Below are 15957 nucleotides of genomic sequence, written 5' to 3'. Positions count from 1 at the left end.
GGTCGGTCCGCGTCCGGGGTCAGTTGGCGTCCGGGGTCAGTCCGCATCCGGGGCTTGCGGGGCGGGCCGGGCGGCCAGCGCATCGGCCCGGGCCTGGAGCTTGGCCAGCAGGCCGTCGAGCTGGCCCATCTCCTCCTCCGTCAGGGCGCCGGTCAGCTCCCGCTCGTAGGCCAGGGCGAGGGGGACGATCTCCGTGTAGATCGCCAGCGCCTTGGCCGTCAGGGTCAGCTGCGCCTTGCGGCGGTCGGTGGCGCCCGATTCGCGCAGGATCAGCGCCGAATCGAGCATCCGGCTGATCGCCCGGCTGACCTGCACCTTGTCCATGGCGGTGCGCTGGGCGATCTCCCCCGCGCTCAGCGTCTCGCCGCCGCCCAGCACGGCGATGACCCGCCATTCCGGGATGGTGATGCCGAATCGCTTCTCGTACAGCTTCGCCACCGTGTGGCTGACCGTGTTGGACAGCACCGACAGGCGGTAGGGCAGGAAGCGGGTCAGATGCAGCAGCGGCGCGGCGGAATCGGCGCCGGAACGCTTGCGGCGGGGGGAGGCCATGGGGTGTCGCGCCTTATCGGAATGCGGGAACCGGGTGCCGGTTTCTCCATCCTGCCCCGGAAATTGGCGGACGCAACCGTTTCAGATAAAAATTTTCAAACCGCTTCAGCGGTTGACGATCAGCGCCACGCCCAGCACCGCGACGATGGCGCCCGCCCAGGCGCCGGCTCCCGGACGCTGGCGGGTCAAGACCCACAGCATCGGCAGGATCAGCACCGGGCTGGTGGCCGACAGGGTGGCGACCACGCCGGCGTTGCCGTGGGCCAGCCCGATCAGCAGAAGCGTCATCCCCAGCCCCAGCCCGATGAAGCCGTTCACCACCACCTGGGCGAAGATGCGCGGCGTCAGGCCGGGGCCGAAGCCGAAGCGCTGGCCGGGCAGCAGCCCGCCCGCGAACAGCAGCAGCCCCGACATGCCGACGCGCACCGCCGCCGCCGCGATGGGGTCGGCGCCCGCCGCCATCACCGGACGGGCGATGACCGATCCGGCGGCTTGGCAGACGGCCGCGATCAGGCAGGCGCAGACGCCGGTCAGCAGGCGCCCGCGGACGGATTCCCAATCATGAGGAACGCCGCCGTTGCCGGTGGCGGCGGGGCTGGCGCGGAAGAAGATCGCCAGCATCACCCCGGCGGTGACCAGCGCGATGCCGATCGCCGTCCACGGCCCCAGCGCCTCCCCCAGCACGGCCCAGGCGAGGAGCGCGGTGATCGGCGCGTTGGTGGCGTAGATCACCGAGTTGCGGCGCGGCCCGATGCGCCCCAGCGCCCAGAACAGCGCGGTGTCGCCCATCACGATGCCGACCGCGCCGGACAGCGCCAGGATCGCGGCGCCCTGCAGGTCGAGCGTCTGCCAGCCACCGAGCAGCGTCGTGGCCAGCGCCGTGCCGACGAAGACGATGCTCATGCGCAGGCGGTTGAAGGCGACCGAGCCGATGGCCCGCACCGGGCCGATGGCGATCAGACCGCTGGCCGCCCAGCAGAGCGCGGCCCCCAGGGCGGCGAGGTTGGCGGTCAGCATGGCGGGAGCTTCGAAAGGGCGGGGTGGGGCGCGGGGTGGGGCATCGTGCCCGCACCCTATCCGGAACCCGGCCGCGGCGATAGTGCGGCGGTGGCATGGCGGGAGAGTGGGGCGGGGGTGTGGTGTGGCCGGCCGCCTACTGCACCACGATCCGCCGCACCACGGCCTTGGTGGCGCGGGCCAGATCCGCCGGGGCCAGGGCGATCTGCAGACCGCGGCGCCCGCCGTTGACGACGATCTCCGGCAGGCTCTCGGCGCTGGAATCGATGAAGGTGGGCAGGGCCTTGCGCTGGCCGAGCGGGCTGATGCCGCCGACCATGTAGCCGGTGGTGCGCTCCGCCAGGGCGGGGTCGGCGAGATCGGCCTTTTTCGCCCCGGCGGCGGCGGCCAGCGCCTTCAGGTCGAGCTTCGCCGCGACGGGGATGACGACGCAGGCCAGCGCCTTCGGTTCCAGCTGGACGATCAGCGTCTTGTAGACCACCGCCGGGTCCAGCCCCATGGCGGCCGCGGCGTGCAGGCCGATGGCGTCCGCCGAGGGGTCGTACTCATACTCCATCAGGCGGTGGGCAATCCCCGCCGCCTTCGCCGCGTTCACCGCCGGTGTGACCTTCGCCGCCATGATGATCCTGCTCTCCCGGGCGCGGATTCGCCCTTGCGTGCCGGGACCTTAGCAGAGCGCTGCGGCGAGGGGGAGAGGGTGGCGGGGGGAGGGGCGCCGTGCCGCGGTGCACCCCTTTCGACGACGCAATTTTGCCCAAATTGCGCCTGTGTTCATGCCAACGCGCCTTGGACAGACGGGCCGCCTGCCGCGATTCTGACCGCCGGCCCGCGTCCCGGTCGGAGAGTTGGAGAATCATGGTCCCACGCACGCTGCTCGTCGTCGATGACGATCCGACCCTGGAAGGCCGGGTTCAGGATGCGCTGCCGGTGTGCCGGATCGTCGCCGCGGGCGGCGTGACGGACGCGCTGGAGGCGGTGCGGGCGCACCGGCCGCCGGTGGTGGCCTTGTCGGTCGATCTGGCCCAGCTGACCGAATCGCCGAACGGAGGCGGCGACGGTCTGGACGCCCTGTCGCTGATCCTGGGCGAGGCGCCGTCTATCAAGGTCATCGCGCTCGCCCCGCGCGACCAGCGGGTGCTGGCGGTGCGCGCGGTGGCCCGCGGCGCCCACGAGGTGTGCGGCAAGCCGATCGACGCGCAGGAGCTGGCCGGGGTGGTGCAGCGCGCCTTCCAGCGCGCCGACCTGGAGCTGGAAGGGCGCCGGCTGGCCATCGGGGACGCGCCGCCGACCCTGCGCGTCCTGCGCGACGAGACGGAACGGCGCGCCCTGCTCGATTCGCTGGCCCGCTCCGGCGGCAACCTGTCGGCGACGGCGCGCCTTCTGGGGGTCAGCCGCCCGACGCTCTACAGCCTGCTGCGTCAGCACGGCATCCGCGCCGATTAGCGCGGGCTTGGCTCACTCCGCGCGCGAGCCGGGGTTGCCGATCATCGACAGGAACTCGCGCCGGGTCGACGGGTCGCTGCGGAAGGCGCCCAGCATCCGGCTGGTCACCATGGTGACTCCGGTCTTGTGCACACCGCGGGTGGTCATGCACTGGTGCTGCGCCTCGATCACCACGGCGACGCCTTCGGGCTGGAGCACCTGATCGATGGCGTTGGCGATCTGCGCCGTCATCTTCTCCTGGATTTGCAGGCGCTTGGCGTAGGCCTCGACGAGCCGCGCCAGCTTGGAGATGCCGACCACGCGGTTGCGGGGCAGATAGGCGACGTGGGCCTTGCCGATGATCGGCACCATGTGGTGCTCGCAGTAGGACTCCAGCCGGATGTCGCGCAGGACGACCATCTCGTCGTAGCCGTCGGTCTCCTCGAAGGTGCGCTTGAGGATGTCCTCGGGATCGACGGCGTAGCCGGCAAAGAACTCCTCGTAGGAGCGGACCACCCGGTCGGGCGTGCCGACCAGACCCTCGCGCGACGGGTCGTCGCCGGCCCAGCGGATCAGCGTGCGGACGGCCTCCTCGGCTTCGGCGCGGGTGGGGCGCGCGGTCGTGCCGTGGTTGGTGTCGGCCGGGTGGCCGGGGCCGCGAAGAATGTTGTCGGCTTGCGGGGTCTTGGGAGCCGTCACGGGACGAAGCCTTTCAATTCCTGGTCCAACAGGTCCGGGTCACACGAGGGCCGGCGCCATGGCATCCAATGCCGGAGCCGGCTGGTCAGGTATGGATACGGCCCGCCGCTTGCCTGGATCACCGGGATTTTCGAAAAAGTTCGGCAGGCAGCGGGGAGGAGTATGGCGCAAGTGGGATCGCACGCCCCACAATCAAGGCGCCGTATTCGGCCATTCGGCCCGCCCTGCGGCGATTGGCTGCACGCGCCGGACGGCCTCCCGACGGCCGCCGCCGCGCGGATGGCGTCAGTTCAGCTGGCGGGGCTGGTGCGGGCTGTCCAGCGAGAAGGCGGGAACCGCCACGTCGAAGGCCTCGCCGCCGCCCGTCTCGAACCGGTAGGAGCCGACCATGATGCCGGATGGCGTGGGAAGCGGCGTTCCGCTGGTGTATTCGAAGCTTCCCCCGGGCTCCAGCACCGGCTGTTCGCCCACCACCCCCGGCCCGCGGACCTCCTGGACGCGCCCCAGCGCGTCGGTGATGTGCCAATAGCGTGTGCGCAGCCGGACGGTTTCCTGGCCTTCGTTCTCGATCCGGACGTGATAGGCCCAGACATAGCGGCTTTCGGCGGGCATGGACTGCTCGTCGAGAAAGACCGGCTGGACGGTGACGCGGATCGCGCGGGTGACTTTCGTGTACATGGCGGCACTCCCGGCCCAGAGAATAGTGGCGGGGGAAAGCGCCTGTCCAGTGGTGGAGCGGATGATTCCCCCTCCGGACGCCCCGAAGCGTCGGGAGGGGGGGCCGTGGCGATGCATGCAGGACACACCGGGAAGCCATGCGCAACGGGCCGGTTCCGGCCCTTTCACGATCGCTTGAACCCCCTGTCCGCTGGTGATATATGCGAGGTCCCTGCAACGGCCGAAGAGCCTTGCCCATGTCTCGTCCGCACAGCATCAGCATCCGACGACGACGCCACGCCGCGCTGCGCGCGGTTGCGGCCGTCCTTGGGTCGCGTGCGGACGCTTCGGGTCTCCGCCGGCACTGATCCGGCGCTCCCCCGGCGCGGCGGCGCGATCCGCCTCCGACCACAGTCCTTCTGCCGGGAAGCCCCCTGACATGATGATCTCCCTGGAAGAGCCGCGGCACGACGCGGCGATCGAAGCCCTGCTCGACCGGTCCTTCGGCCCGGATCGTTTCAAGAAGACCGCCTACAAGCTGCGGGAGGGCGTCGCCCCGATCCCGGAACTCGGTTTCGTCGCCATCGAGCATGACGAGCTGGGGAACGAGATCCTGGAGGGCACGATCCGCTACTGGCCGGTGACCATCGGCGGCACCGTGCCGGCGCTTCTGCTCGGCCCGATCGCCGTGTCGGACCGGCTGCAGGGCGGCGGGCTCGGCAGCAAGCTGATCCGGATGAGCCTGAACAAGGCGGCGGCGCTGGGCCACCGGGCGGTGATCCTGGTCGGTGATGCGCCCTATTACGCGCGGTTCGGCTTCACGCGGGAGCTGACGCTGGACATGTCGCTGCCGGGTCCGGTGGATCTCGACCGCTTCCTGGGGCTGGAGCTGGTTCCCGGCGCCTTGGCCGGTGCCGCCGGCATGGTGACCGCCCCGGCGGCGGACGAGGGCTATGGAGTGCCCGCGAACGAGGACGCGCGGCCGGCGGCCGGCGGCACCGCCTTGTTTCCGCGACTGATCTCGCCTCTGGTGTCGGTTTTCGCTGCCTCCCCGCGGGAACTTGCCGAATCCCGCCTGTGGCATGCTCGAACCGCTTGAAAGCGGCGAAAGCGTCGCCTATAAACATGCGGCGCGCGGGTGTAGCTCAATGGTAGAGCAGAAGCTTCCCAAGCTTACGACGAGGGTTCGATTCCCTTCACCCGCTCCAACATCTCCTTGAAAATTAGGAACCTGCTGAAGCCCTGACGTTCAGGGCGCACAGGCGTTCGGGATGGCCGCGGACACTGGTCCGGCGGCCTTGTTCCCTTTTCTGAAGCCGGTGTTTACCGGTGCTTGCCGTTGTTGGAGGTCAGGGCGCCCACCGCGGCACCGGCGGCGCCACCAATCACGCCGCCCATCACGGCGCTGCCCCCCGTGAGGGCGCCGACCGCGGCACCGCCCGCGGCACCGATGGCGCCACCCGACAGCGTGCGCTGTTCGCGGTGGCTGAGGTTCGAGCAGCCCGCCAGGACAAGGCCGCCAACCACGATCACTGCCAGTTTCTTCACCATGATCCTACCCGTTTTCTTCCCTGCATTCTTGGGCGCCACCAGCCCGAGAGGCCGGCGGCCAAGCCTGCGCTTGCGACGCATGCTTACGGAATGAACACGCGTCTGCGTGTGACTATTCCGGGGCAGAAAGCCATTCTGCTCATCCCTAAGAGGGTGAGATGGCTTTCCCGTTCCTTTCCCTAAGATGGGCGCTCAGAGCCGCTCAGCAAAGCCGATGGAAACGGCGCGTCGGCACCAAGGGAAAACTATAATGAAATTCTGGTTATTGTTTGTTTACCATCATGCCGCGTCGAAACGTTGCACTGAATTGGGAGCGTTTCCCCTTTACATCATCAAGGTTGCATGGAAGGTTCAGTGTCCTAACGACCTGCGTCGCACGGTAGGCGCAGGCTCATCGGAAACGTCCCAGGATGCCCACCATGCTGCATCTTTCCAGGCCGCAGGCCCTTGCCGTCCTCCCGGCGAGCCGTCCGAGTGATCGCCGCGAACGGCACCCGCTGCAGCCGGTCCGTGTCCATCCTTGCGCGCCGGCCTTCGAGCGTTCGGATGCGGCGATTCATCCCGCCGTTCCGGCAGCGGTGCCGGCGGTTGCCCAATCCACGGCCCGGACCCGCCCGGCTTTCGATGAAGAGCCGCTGGCCCGAGTCATCCACATGGCGACGACCGGCGTGTGGGTGGTGAAGCGCCAGGGCCGGATGCTTGAAATCGAGGGACGGCTGCACTGGAGTTGCCCGCGCTCGCTCGCGTCGGATGCCGAGCGCGCCGGGGTCGCCCTGTCCGATCTGGTCATGAACACAGGCCGCCAGTCCTGATCCGGCCGTAAAAGGAGCGGTAAAAAGGAAAAGCGGTGCGAAAAAGGAAAGAGCGGCGCCCGCAAGCGCCGCTCTTTCCCATGTTCCGGTCCGGAAGGGAGGCGTGTCAACGCTCCATGGTCACGGCCTTGATGGTCTCGACGCGAATCTCCTCGGTCAACCGCTCCTTGTAGGCGGCGAACTCCGGGGTGGTCTTGACCTTGTAGGAGCGGGGGTGCGGCAGATCGATGGGGATGTCGCACTTGATGCGGCCGGGGCGGGCCGACATCACCACCACGCGGCTGGCCATGAAGATGGCCTCGTCGATGTCGTGGGTGACGAACATCACCGTCTTGCGGTCGGCCTCCCAGATGCCCAGCAGCAGTTCCTGCATCAGCTCGCGCGTCTGGTGGTCCAGCGCGCCGAACGGCTCGTCGAGCAGCAGCATCTTCGGGTCGTTGGCCAGCGCCCGGGCCAGCGCGGTGCGCTGCTGCATGCCGCCGGACAGCTGGGCGGGGTGGTGGTTCTCGAAGCCCTTCAGCCCGACCTGGGCCAGGAAGCGGTCGGCGATCGCCAACTGCTCCGCCCGCGGCAGGCCGCGCTCGCGCAGGCCGAAGCAGACGTTGTCGCGCACGGTCAGCCAGGGGAACAGGGTGTAGGACTGGAAGACCATGCCGCGGTCGGGGCCGGGGCCGGACACCGCCTTGCCCTCCAGCAGCACCTCGCCGGCGGTGGGGGTTTCCAGACCGGCGACGATCCGCAGCAGCGTGGACTTGCCGCAGCCCGACGGTCCCAGGATGGTGATGAAGTCGTTGTCGGCGACCTCCAGGCTCGTCGGCACCAGCGCGCGGGTGGGCGCCGTGTTGTTGCGGCTGGGGAAGGTCTTCTCGACGTTGCGGATGGACAGCTTGCTCATGGCCGGCGCTTATCGTCCTTTGGCCCACGGGAAGAGACGGGCGTTGAGCGCCCGGAACAGCAGGTCGGTGATCAGGCCGATCACGCCGATGACGAAGATGCCGAAGATCATCTGGCCGGTGTCGAGAAAGCGCTGGGCGTCGATGATCATGTGGCCGATGCCGCGCGACGCGCCCACCAACTCCGCGACGATCACGTAGGTCCAGGCCCAGCCGAGCACGAGGCGCAGCGCCTCGAAGATCTGCGGTGAGGCGGCGGGCAGCAGGACGCGCAGCACCACGCCGTCGCGCTTGGCGCCCAGCGTGTAGGCGGCCTCCACCAGATCGGTGCGGATGCCCGACACGATGACCGTCACCATGATGACGAGCTGGAAGACCGAGCCGATGAAGATGACCAGGATCTTCTGCAGCTCGCCCACGCCCGCCCACAGGATCAGCAGCGGGATGAAGGCCGAGGCCGGCAGGTAGCGGGCGAAGGACACGAAGGCCTCGAAGAAGGCCTCCACCGGCTTGAAGGCCCCCATCAGGATGCCCAGCGGCACCGCCAGCGCGGCGGCCATGACGAAGCCGGCGAAGACGCGCCAGACCGTGACGGCGATGTCCTCGGCGAAGCCGAACTCCCGGAACAGCGCGATGCCCGCCGTCAGCGTGTCGCCGGGCGAGGCCAGGAACAGCGGCTTCACGAAGCCGCCGTAGGTGGCGATGCCCCAGCCCAGGAAGAACAGCACGAAACAGGCGATGCCCAGCACCGTGCGCAGCGCCGGAGCGACCGGCTTCAGCGGAGTGAAGAGGGGGGACATGGGATTGGTGGACCGTTGTCGGTGTGTTGGAGGCGCTTGCCCCCACCCCGGCCCTCCCCCGCTGTCGCAGGGGAGGGAGTTTTGTCCCCTCCCCCGCCCAGCGGGGGAGGGTTAGGGTGGGGGCAACGGCAGCAGAAACGTACCGTCTTACTTCACGAAGGACGTGTCGGTCATGCTGTCCAGGCTCGGCGGGGCCTTGCGGATCAGCTTGGCCTCCAGCATCACGTCCTGGACCTCCTTGATGAAGGTCGGCATCGTCTTGGTCAGATACTCGACGTTGCCGGCCTTGTCGTACCAGAGCACGGTCTTGGCGGAGCTGGCGAACTGTTCCGGCGTCTGGTTGACGTCGCGGGCCATGATCTCGAAGGCCTTCTTCTCGTCCTGCTTGATCGCGTCCAGCGCCTCGAACCAGCTGTCGACGAAGGCCTTCACGACCTTCGGGTTCTTCTGGATGTAGTCGGGCTGGAAGGCCAGCGTGTCGATGATGACGCCCGGCGTCTGGTCCGACGTGACGATGATCTTGCCGTTGGCCTCGCGCACCTTGGACAGGTACGGCTCATAGGTCACGGCGGCGTCGAACTGGCCGGCGACGAAGGCGTTGGCGGCGTCGGACGGCTGGAGGTTGACGGTCTGCACCTCGCCGATCGACAGGCCGTTCTTCTTCAGCACATAGGCCAGCCAGAACTGCGGCACGCCGCCATACTGCACGGCCACCTGCTTGCCCTTCAGGTCGGCGAGGCTGTTGACCGCGTCGCGCACGACGATGCCGTCGCCGCCGTGCGAGCTGTCGAGCACCAGCACCTGGGTCACGTCCACGCCGGAGGAGGCGTAGAGCAGGTGCGTGTCCACCGTGGTGGTGATCGCCTGCACCTCGCCCGCCGCCATCGCCTGGTGGCGGTTGGAGGTCGGCATCTTCTTGATCTCGACCTCGATGCCGTTCTTCTTGAAGATGCCGGTTTCCTTGGCCAGCGTGATCGGCGCGAAGCCGGTCCAGCCGCTCATCGCCACGGTCACCTTGGTCTGCGCCGAGGCCGAAACCGCGCACAGCCCGGCGACGGCCGCCGCCAGGGCTCCGGCCATCCACGACGTCTTCCTCATGATCCCCCGCTCCCGGTTCTGAAGGTGTCTTTTGATCGCGCCGGGCGGCGGCCCGCCGCCCACGCATCCGTGTGCCGCATTGTGCACGCCGGCGGGGTGGGTGGGAAGGGATGGGCACCGCCTTGGCCGCAGACCTGACCTTCGTCGGATGGTGCGAATGGAAGCCATTGCAACCAAAGGCTTATTGGGATGCTTGCGTGCCCAATCCATATACCAACTGAACAAACCGCGACGGGTGTATGCCGTTCTTTTGGGCACCACAGAGGGGAGGCCGGACAGGATGCGCTCCATGGACCCGATGAACCCGCCGATGAACGCGACGGACCGCCAGCGGACGCTGGACTATTTCGAACGACTCGGCCGGGACAAGGTGCGTCTGTACAGCGCCATCGACTGCGATCGTTACCTGGGCGGCTGGCAGGTGCGCGAGCTGGCCGACCAGTGGCTGGACGAGAAGGCCGCCGAGGAGCGCCCGCTGCCGCTGTGGCGGCGGATCGTCCGTCGGCGCTGACGCCGCCGCGCTTTCCCTCCGTTCACGCGGCCCCGGCGTTCGCCATCATCTTGCGCAGGTCGTTGGGGAAGACCGGCTTGTGCAGGATGCTGAAGCCCTTGCGGCGGGCCTCGTCCAGCCGTTCCGGGGCGGTGTCGCCGGTCAGGATGATGCCCGGCACGTCCTTGCCGACCAGCCCCTGCACCGCGGCCAGCGCTTCCGGACCGGTCCGCCCCTGCTGGAGCTGGTAGTCGGCCAGCACGATCTGCGGGCGGCGCCCGTCGGCGCGCAGCCGTTCCAGCGCCTGATCCCCCGAGCGCGCGGTCAGCACGCTGTAGCCCCAGCCCTCCAGCATCGCCTTCAGGCCGAGCAGGATGATCGCCTCGTCGTCGATGACCAGCACCATGCCCTTGGTCGCGCAGTCGTTGGCGGCCTGCCGGAAGAGGTCCATGGCGGGCGGGGCGGCGGCGGCACGGGGCTTCTCCACGACGACGCGCGGCATCTCCACCGAGAAGACGGAGCCGATCCCCTCCTTCGAGCGCACGCGCACGCGGTGGTCGAGCAGTTTCGACAGGCGCTTGACGATGGCGAGGCCGAGGCCCAGGCCGCGGTCGCCGCTGCCCTGGATCTGGGTGAACTCCTCGAAAATGTCCTCCAGCCGGTCGGCGGGGATGCCGACGCCGCTGTCCCACACCTCGACGCGCAGCCGGTCGGGACCGCTGCGGCGGCAGCCGATCAGGATGCGGCCCTGGCGGGTGTAGCGCAGCGCGTTCTCGATCAGGTTGCGCAGGATGCGCTCCAGATGCGACGGATCGGTGCGCACCCAGGCCCGCGTCGGGACGGCGCGCAGTTCCAGCCCCTTCTGGGCGGCGCGCGGCGCGTATTCGGCAACCAGACGGCCCAGGACCTGCCCCAGCCGGACCTCCACCGGGTTGGCGGCGATCTTGCCGGATTCCAGCCGCGACATGTCGAGCAGACCGTCCAGCAGACCCTTCAGCGTGTCCAGCGCCTGACGCATGTTGTCGAGCAGCGGCAGGCTGGGGTGGCCCTGCAGACGGTCGCCCAGGGCGGCGGCGAAGAGGTAGAGCGACTGCACGGGCTGGCGCAGGTCGTGGCTGGCGACGGCCAGGAACTTGGACTTGCCGACGGCGGCGTGCTCCGCCTCCTCCCGCGCGCGGCGCAGGTCGGCCTCGGCCTGCTTGCGGCCGGTCACATCCACGGCGGCGCAGGTGATGCCGGCCAGCGTGCCGTCCGGGCCGCGCAGCGGGTCGATGGTCATGTCGTAGAAATGGTCCTGCCCGGCGAGGCGGATGCGGACCTCCTCGCGGACGCCCTCGCCGGTCTCCAGCGCCCGGCGCTTGATGGCGGTCAGGGCTTCGGCGTCGGCGGCGTCCTCGAACACTTCGACGTCGGTCTTGCCGACGACGCGCTCCGCCGTGAAGCCGAGGGCCGGGTTGTGCATCCAGGTGTAGCGCAGGGCGCAATCCTGGTTGAACACCACGACGCCGGAGTTGCGCAGCGCCGTGCGGAAGCGCTCGTTGGCGACGCGCAGCGCCTCCTCGGTGGACTTGCGCTCGGTGATGTCGATGCCCGAGACGATCAGGTGGGTGATCCGCCCGTCGCTTCCGTGCATCGGGGTGACCCGCATCTCCATGATCGCCGCGCGATCCCCGGCGATGCGCACCGGCGCGTCGAAGCGTGTGGAGTCGCCGTGGGCGGCGCGTTCCACCGCGTCGCGCAGGCGCTCGCCCGCGGCGCCGGCGAAGGCGCGCCGGCAGGCCTCGTGGAAGGGGTGGCCGACGATCTGCTCGACCGGCAGGCCGGACGCCTGGACGGCGGTCTGGTTGACCTGGAGCACGTCGCCCGCCGGGCTCAGCACGCCGACGAAGGTCGGCAGCGCGTCCAGCACGGCGCGCAGATGCTCCTCCGAGCCGCGCAGCGCGCGCTCGCGGGCCTCCAGCGTCTCGGCCATGGCGTCGAAGGCGCGGCCGAGCTGGCCGATCTCCGACTTGCGGTCCACCAGACCGGCCCGCGCGCTGGAGTTGCCGGCGCTCCACCCCTGGGTGGCGCGGATCAGCGCTTCGACCGGGCGGCGGATGAACAGGGTGCCGCCGATCCAGGCGGCCAGGATGGCGACCAGCAGCCCGGTCAGCGTCATCAGCAGGCCCTGGCGGGTGGCGCGGTCGATGGTGCCGGCCACGGCGGTGTGGTCGAGCCCGACGCTGATGAACAGGTCGCGCGTGCCCTGGCGGGACGGCGAATAGGCCAGCACCCGCGCCACCCCGTCCATCCCGGGCAGGGTGGTGACTCCGCCGCGCGTTTCGCCCAGCAGGTTCAGATAGGGTTGCGGCACGCGCTCGCCGCGCTGGGCGATGCCGTTGGGCAGCTTGACCAGGATGGTGCCGTTGCGGTCGGTGACCAGCAGGCTGGCGTTCTCGGGCAGGGGGCGCGCCGCGAAGTTGGTGGCCAGCCAGGGCAGGTCGAGGCCGAGCGTCACCACCCCGGCGACGGCGCCGGCCTCGTCGCGGAAGGGCACCGCGAAGGGCAGCATGGCGGTGCCGGGTTCCGCCGCCGGACCGGGAGTCGTCCATTCGCCGACGATGAACCGCCCCTCCTCCAGCGCGCGGCGGACATAGGGGCGCTGGGCGTTGGGAAGGCCGGCGGCGGCGGGCGCGCCGTCGGGCGTGGCGCTGCACAGGACGGCGCCGTCGCGGTCGAGGACGGACAGGTTGCGGTATTCGGGGGCGCGTTGGGCGAGCCGGATCAGATGGGCCTGGCACTGGGCGAAGTCGCCGGACCGCAGGGTGGCGGATTCCGCGATGGAGGTGACCATCAGCCGCGCGCCGTCGACGATCCGCGCCTGCTCCCCCTCGACCAGATGCAGCAGCCGCTCGGCCTGTGCCGCGACTTCCTCGGCGCGCTCCGCACGGAACTGGAACACGCTGTAGGCCTGGATGCCCAGGGCCGGCAGGACGGCCAGAAGCACCAGCAGGAAAAGGCGGGCCAGCAAGGTCATCGTGTCACAGGCTCCCATCGGGCGGGAAAGCGGCCGGAACCAAAAGTCCGCTATCGTTTCGCCTGTGTTCCGAATAACCTTTGCATGGTTAAATCGCAGTTAATGGGCGGGATTTATTTTCTTTGAGATCGGCAACCTGCGGGATTTTTGCTGGAAATAAAGGGGTAGGTGGAGTGATGAAGTTGGGATTTACTTCTGTATTTCTCCTAAAATTTTAGGATTTCACTTCATCGAACGGGTTAATCACCACCTCTTTCGATCGGCGGGCGGGTGGGGGCGGCGCCGGATGCCTTCGGGGGAAAGGCACCCGGTTGCGTCGCCGCGGATCAGACCAGCGTGTCCACGCCTTGCGAACCGCGGGGAGCCAGCGAGGAGAAGGCCTTCTGCGCGCCCGACAGGTCGCCCGACTGAAGCGCGCCGCTCATGCTTTGCAGGGCCGTCTTGAACAGGTCGGCCACCGACGAGGACGAGGATGTGGACGACGTGGCGCTGTCGTCCGCATTCTCCTGCAGGAAGGAGAGCAGGGACGAGACGGACTCCTGCGCGCCCGACAGGTCGCCGGATTGCAGCGCCTGCGACAGGCTGCCCATGGCGTCCTTCATCTCGTCCGGCGGACCGCCGGCGCCGCCCGGCGGCGGACCGGGAGGCGGGCCACCCGCGCCGCCGGGGCCGCCCGGTCCCTGGGCTCCCTTCGGACCGTTCGCCGCGAAGGCCTGCTGGACCTGCGAGACGTCGCCCGTCTCCAGCGCCTCGCCCACGGCGGTCAGCATCTTGTTGAGGGGAGAGTTGGCGTCGGACGCCGAACCGCTCCGGCTTTGCAGCTTGGACAGCGAGTCATAGGCGCTCTGGATCGAATCGAGGTCGCCGGATTTGACGGCGTCCTTCAACTGATGCATGCCGTCGCGGATGTCCTTGCCCGGTCCGGCGGCCCGCTGCTGGGCGATGCCGGACGCGGCCGATGACGTCACGCTTGAGATGGACATGGCGGTCTCCTTCGTCCTGTGCCGTTCTCCGCCGCGCGGACGGAGTTCGGCCTTGACGGGATGGGTTGCGGATGCCGGATTCGACGCGCGCCGGTGGCGACTCCTGCGCGGCGTCCTGCAAATAATTCCGCGCGGCCGTTCCGTGGGGAATTTCCCTGGGATCGTCGTCGCTGGTTGCGCAACCTGTGGTAAATTGGGGTGTGTGGCGCTCCCGGGCCGGATCACCCGCTTTCAGCGGAGGACGGGCGTGCTACAGTGCACGCCCCGCCGATCCGGAAGATCCACTTGCCGTCGAAGTCCCACCATCGTCCGCTGGTCCTTCTGGTGCTGGCCGCGTTGCTGCCGCTGGTTGCCCTGTCGGCGGCTTTCGGCGGCGCCTGGCTGCGGGGGCAGCAAAGCGCGATGGAGTCCAACGCCGTCTCCCTGGTGGACCGCATGTCGGCCCTGGTGGACCGCGAGCTGTCCGCGCAGATGGACGCGCTGAAGGCGGTGGCGGCGTCGCCCCTGCTGGACGGTCTGGCCGCGGGCCGCGAGGTCGATGCCGTGGCCTTCTTCGAATACGCCGAACGGGTGCAGGGCGCGCTTCCCCTGTGGTCGACCATCGTCCTCAGCGATGTCGAGGGGAACCGGCTGGTCGACGCCCCCTTCCTGGTGGGCGGCGTCCGGGGCAGGGTGCTGGACATGGACAGCCACCGGCGCGTGGTGGAGACGGGCAAGCCGGTGGTCGGCACGATCCTGCGCGGCCCGCGCGGCGTCCACGCCTTCCCCATCCGCGTTCCGGTGACGCGCAACGGCGTGACGGTCGCCGTCCTGTCGGCGGTGGTTATGCCGGAGGGATTCCAGAGCCTGCTGTTCGGCAACAGCCTGCCGCCGGGCTGGATCGCCGCCGTCATCGACGCCGAAGGGCGTCTGGTGGCGCGGGCCGGCGGCGCCCCGAACCTGATCGGACGCCACGCCAGCGAAACCGCGCTCCACGCCCGCCGCACCGCCGGAAGCGGCGTTTACGACGGGGTGAGCCTGGAGGGCGCGCCGACCGTGGTCGCCTTCCGCAAGCTTCACGACTATGGATGGTCGGTCCATTTCGCGATGCCGCGGGACGCCTATCGGGCGCCGGTCTCCAACGCGCTGTGGCTGGCCGGGGCGGGGGCGCTGGCCAGCCTGCTGATGGCGGGCGCCTTCCTCTGGCTCCTCGTCCGCGAATTGCGGCTGCGCCGCCGCCAGGAGGCGGCGCGGGAGGAAAGCCTGCGGCTGGAGTCCCTGGGCCGCATGACCGGCGGCGTCGCCCACGACATCGCCAATCTGCTGACCGTCGTGATGAGCGGCATCGCCGTCATCCGCAGCCGCCCCAACGACCCGGACCGCATCACCCGCGTGCTGCCCGAGATCGAGGGGGCGGTGACGCGCGGGCAGGCGCTGATGCGGCAGATGGCCGCCTTCGGCCGCCGCAGCGTCTACGAGCCGGTGCCCTTCCGCCTGCAGGACCGCAAGGCGGCGCTGGAGGCCCTGCTGGCGCGCTCCGCCGGCAGCGCGGTGGACACCGCCCTGATCGTTCCGGACAGCCTCTGGCCGATCATCGCCGATCCGGACGCCATGGAGGTGGCGCTGCTCAATCTGGCGGTGAACGCGCGCGACGCCATGCCGGACGGCGGCACGCTGACCGTCATGGCGGAAAACCGGAGCCTGCCGGGCCGGCGGGGCGACGACACCGGGCTGACCGGCGATTTCGTCGCGCTGGCCGTCCGCGACACCGGAACCGGCATCCCGCCGGAGCATCTGCGCCGAATCTTCGAGCCCTTCTTCACGACCAAGCCGGACGGGAAGGGGACCGGGCTGGGGCTCAGCCAGGTCTTCGGCTTTGCCCGGCAATCGGGCGGGACGGTCACGGTGACCAGCACCGTCGGCGCCGGCACCACCATGACGCTCTATCTGCCGCGGGCGGCGACGGGTCGGGATCCCGGCTGAGAGCC

16 protein-coding genes and 1 tRNA gene are annotated in these 15957 nt (G+C 69.5%); 6 read left to right on the top strand and 11 right to left on the bottom strand.

The window, feature by feature from the left end; translation table 11 throughout:
- Positions 1 to 36: 36 nt before the first annotated feature.
- The 3 genes from TSH58p_RS10255 to ybaK form a co-directional block, all read right to left on the bottom strand.
- Positions 37 to 552 carry a MarR family winged helix-turn-helix transcriptional regulator gene (locus tag TSH58p_RS10255; protein WP_109072172.1) on the bottom strand — a complete coding sequence of 172 codons (516 nt, stop codon included), beginning with the start codon at positions 550 to 552 and terminating at the stop codon, positions 37 to 39.
- 105 nt (positions 553 to 657) lie between these two features.
- Positions 658 to 1569, bottom strand: coding sequence for a DMT family transporter (locus tag TSH58p_RS10250; protein WP_109072171.1), 912 nt, complete (start codon positions 1567 to 1569; stop codon positions 658 to 660).
- A gap of 136 nt (positions 1570 to 1705) precedes the next feature.
- On the bottom strand, positions 1706 to 2188 hold the full coding sequence (gene ybaK / locus TSH58p_RS10245; RefSeq protein ID WP_109072170.1) for a Cys-tRNA(Pro) deacylase: 483 nt from the start codon (positions 2186 to 2188) through the stop codon (positions 1706 to 1708).
- Between the two features lie 236 nt (positions 2189 to 2424).
- Between ybaK and TSH58p_RS10240 the strand changes: the two genes are divergently transcribed.
- Complete coding sequence (locus tag TSH58p_RS10240) at positions 2425 to 3012, top strand: response regulator (RefSeq protein WP_109072169.1); 588 nt, start codon at positions 2425 to 2427, stop codon at positions 3010 to 3012.
- 12 nt (positions 3013 to 3024) lie between these two features.
- On the opposite strand, the gene folE is transcribed toward TSH58p_RS10240, so the two are convergent.
- Together folE and apaG are read right to left on the bottom strand one after the other, a co-directional pair.
- Complete coding sequence (gene folE, locus TSH58p_RS10235; protein WP_109072183.1) at positions 3025 to 3657, bottom strand: GTP cyclohydrolase I FolE; 633 nt, start codon at positions 3655 to 3657, stop codon at positions 3025 to 3027.
- 318 nt (positions 3658 to 3975) lie between these two features.
- Positions 3976 to 4368 carry a Co2+/Mg2+ efflux protein ApaG gene (gene apaG / locus TSH58p_RS10230; protein ID WP_014238636.1) on the bottom strand — a complete coding sequence of 131 codons (393 nt, stop codon included), beginning with the start codon at positions 4366 to 4368 and terminating at the stop codon, positions 3976 to 3978.
- A 418-nt stretch (positions 4369 to 4786) separates the two neighbouring features.
- On the opposite strand from apaG, the gene TSH58p_RS10225 reads away from it, so the two are divergent.
- Together TSH58p_RS10225 and TSH58p_RS10220 are read left to right on the top strand one after the other, a co-directional pair.
- Entirely contained in the window at positions 4787 to 5446 is a 660-nt protein-coding gene (locus TSH58p_RS10225) for a GNAT family N-acetyltransferase (protein ID WP_109072168.1), read from the top strand.
- A gap of 35 nt (positions 5447 to 5481) precedes the next feature.
- A tRNA-Gly gene (locus tag TSH58p_RS10220) sits at positions 5482 to 5555 on the top strand.
- A 115-nt stretch (positions 5556 to 5670) separates the two neighbouring features.
- Here the strand turns inward: TSH58p_RS10220 and TSH58p_RS10215 are convergent.
- On the bottom strand, positions 5671 to 5898 hold the full coding sequence (locus tag TSH58p_RS10215; RefSeq protein WP_109072167.1) for a YMGG-like glycine zipper-containing protein: 228 nt from the start codon (positions 5896 to 5898) through the stop codon (positions 5671 to 5673).
- Between the two features lie 410 nt (positions 5899 to 6308).
- Here TSH58p_RS10215 and TSH58p_RS10210 point away from each other — a divergent pair, with 410 nt between their 5' ends.
- A complete protein-coding gene (locus TSH58p_RS10210) occupies positions 6309 to 6710 on the top strand; it encodes a hypothetical protein (RefSeq protein ID WP_109072166.1) in 402 nt (133 codons plus the stop codon).
- Positions 6711 to 6816: 106 nt separating this feature from the next.
- On the opposite strand, the gene TSH58p_RS10205 is transcribed toward TSH58p_RS10210, so the two are convergent.
- The 3 genes from TSH58p_RS10205 to TSH58p_RS10195 all read right to left on the bottom strand — a co-directional run bounded on the left by TSH58p_RS10205 (position 6817) and on the right by TSH58p_RS10195 (position 9501).
- On the bottom strand, positions 6817 to 7605 hold the full coding sequence (locus TSH58p_RS10205; protein ID WP_109072165.1) for an ABC transporter ATP-binding protein: 789 nt from the start codon (positions 7603 to 7605) through the stop codon (positions 6817 to 6819).
- Positions 7606 to 7614: 9 nt separating this feature from the next.
- On the bottom strand, positions 7615 to 8403 hold the full coding sequence (locus tag TSH58p_RS10200) for an ABC transporter permease (protein WP_109072164.1): 789 nt from the start codon (positions 8401 to 8403) through the stop codon (positions 7615 to 7617).
- A gap of 147 nt (positions 8404 to 8550) precedes the next feature.
- A complete protein-coding gene (locus TSH58p_RS10195) occupies positions 8551 to 9501 on the bottom strand; it encodes an ABC transporter substrate-binding protein (RefSeq protein WP_109072163.1) in 951 nt (316 codons plus the stop codon).
- A 289-nt stretch (positions 9502 to 9790) separates the two neighbouring features.
- Here TSH58p_RS10195 and TSH58p_RS10190 point away from each other — a divergent pair, with 289 nt between their 5' ends.
- Positions 9791 to 10012: a hypothetical protein gene (locus tag TSH58p_RS10190; RefSeq protein ID WP_146205945.1), complete on the top strand. Its 222-nt coding sequence runs from the start codon at positions 9791 to 9793 to the stop codon at positions 10010 to 10012.
- A 22-nt stretch (positions 10013 to 10034) separates the two neighbouring features.
- Here the strand turns inward: TSH58p_RS10190 and TSH58p_RS10185 are convergent, their stop codons facing one another.
- A complete protein-coding gene (locus tag TSH58p_RS10185) occupies positions 10035 to 13007 on the bottom strand; it encodes a PAS domain-containing protein (RefSeq protein ID WP_109072161.1) in 2973 nt (990 codons plus the stop codon).
- Between the two features lie 326 nt (positions 13008 to 13333).
- On the bottom strand, positions 13334 to 13990 hold the full coding sequence (locus TSH58p_RS33080; RefSeq protein WP_158282649.1) for a hypothetical protein: 657 nt from the start codon (positions 13988 to 13990) through the stop codon (positions 13334 to 13336).
- Between the two features lie 285 nt (positions 13991 to 14275).
- Between TSH58p_RS33080 and TSH58p_RS10170 the strand changes: the two genes are divergently transcribed.
- Positions 14276 to 15952: an ATP-binding protein gene (locus tag TSH58p_RS10170; protein ID WP_146205944.1), complete on the top strand. Its 1677-nt coding sequence runs from the start codon at positions 14276 to 14278 to the stop codon at positions 15950 to 15952.
- Positions 15953 to 15957: the final 5 nt, after the last annotated feature.

Source organism: Azospirillum sp. TSH58 (assembly GCF_003119115.1).
GTDB lineage: Bacteria > Pseudomonadota > Alphaproteobacteria > Azospirillales > Azospirillaceae > Azospirillum.
Note: the sequence above shows the minus strand (reverse complement) of the source record. Positions and strands in the feature narration are given on the sequence as shown.

What these genes read in the sequence shown, in the direction of transcription:
- TSH58p_RS10240 (WP_109072169.1), top strand. Translation starts at nt 2,425, where the DNA reads ATGGTCCCACGCACGCTGCTCGTCGTCGATGACGATCCGACCCTGGAA.
- TSH58p_RS10225 (WP_109072168.1), top strand. Translation starts at nt 4,787, where the DNA reads ATGATGATCTCCCTGGAAGAGCCGCGGCACGACGCGGCGATCGAAGCC.
- TSH58p_RS10255 (WP_109072172.1), bottom strand. Translation starts at nt 552, where the DNA reads ATGGCCTCCCCCCGCCGCAAGCGTTCCGGCGCCGATTCCGCCGCGCCG.
- TSH58p_RS10250 (WP_109072171.1), bottom strand. Translation starts at nt 1,569, where the DNA reads ATGCTGACCGCCAACCTCGCCGCCCTGGGGGCCGCGCTCTGCTGGGCG.
- TSH58p_RS10190 (WP_146205945.1), top strand. Translation starts at nt 9,791, where the DNA reads ATGGACCCGATGAACCCGCCGATGAACGCGACGGACCGCCAGCGGACG.
- apaG (WP_014238636.1), bottom strand. Translation starts at nt 4,368, where the DNA reads ATGTACACGAAAGTCACCCGCGCGATCCGCGTCACCGTCCAGCCGGTC.
- TSH58p_RS33080 (WP_158282649.1), bottom strand. Translation starts at nt 13,990, where the DNA reads ATGTCCATCTCAAGCGTGACGTCATCGGCCGCGTCCGGCATCGCCCAG.
- TSH58p_RS10195 (WP_109072163.1), bottom strand. Translation starts at nt 9,501, where the DNA reads ATGAGGAAGACGTCGTGGATGGCCGGAGCCCTGGCGGCGGCCGTCGCC.
- TSH58p_RS10210 (WP_109072166.1), top strand. Translation starts at nt 6,309, where the DNA reads ATGCCCACCATGCTGCATCTTTCCAGGCCGCAGGCCCTTGCCGTCCTC.
- TSH58p_RS10185 (WP_109072161.1), bottom strand. Translation starts at nt 13,007, where the DNA reads ATGACCTTGCTGGCCCGCCTTTTCCTGCTGGTGCTTCTGGCCGTCCTG.
- TSH58p_RS10205 (WP_109072165.1), bottom strand. Translation starts at nt 7,605, where the DNA reads ATGAGCAAGCTGTCCATCCGCAACGTCGAGAAGACCTTCCCCAGCCGC.
- ybaK (WP_109072170.1), bottom strand. Translation starts at nt 2,188, where the DNA reads ATGGCGGCGAAGGTCACACCGGCGGTGAACGCGGCGAAGGCGGCGGGG.
- TSH58p_RS10215 (WP_109072167.1), bottom strand. Translation starts at nt 5,898, where the DNA reads ATGGTGAAGAAACTGGCAGTGATCGTGGTTGGCGGCCTTGTCCTGGCG.
- TSH58p_RS10200 (WP_109072164.1), bottom strand. Translation starts at nt 8,403, where the DNA reads ATGTCCCCCCTCTTCACTCCGCTGAAGCCGGTCGCTCCGGCGCTGCGC.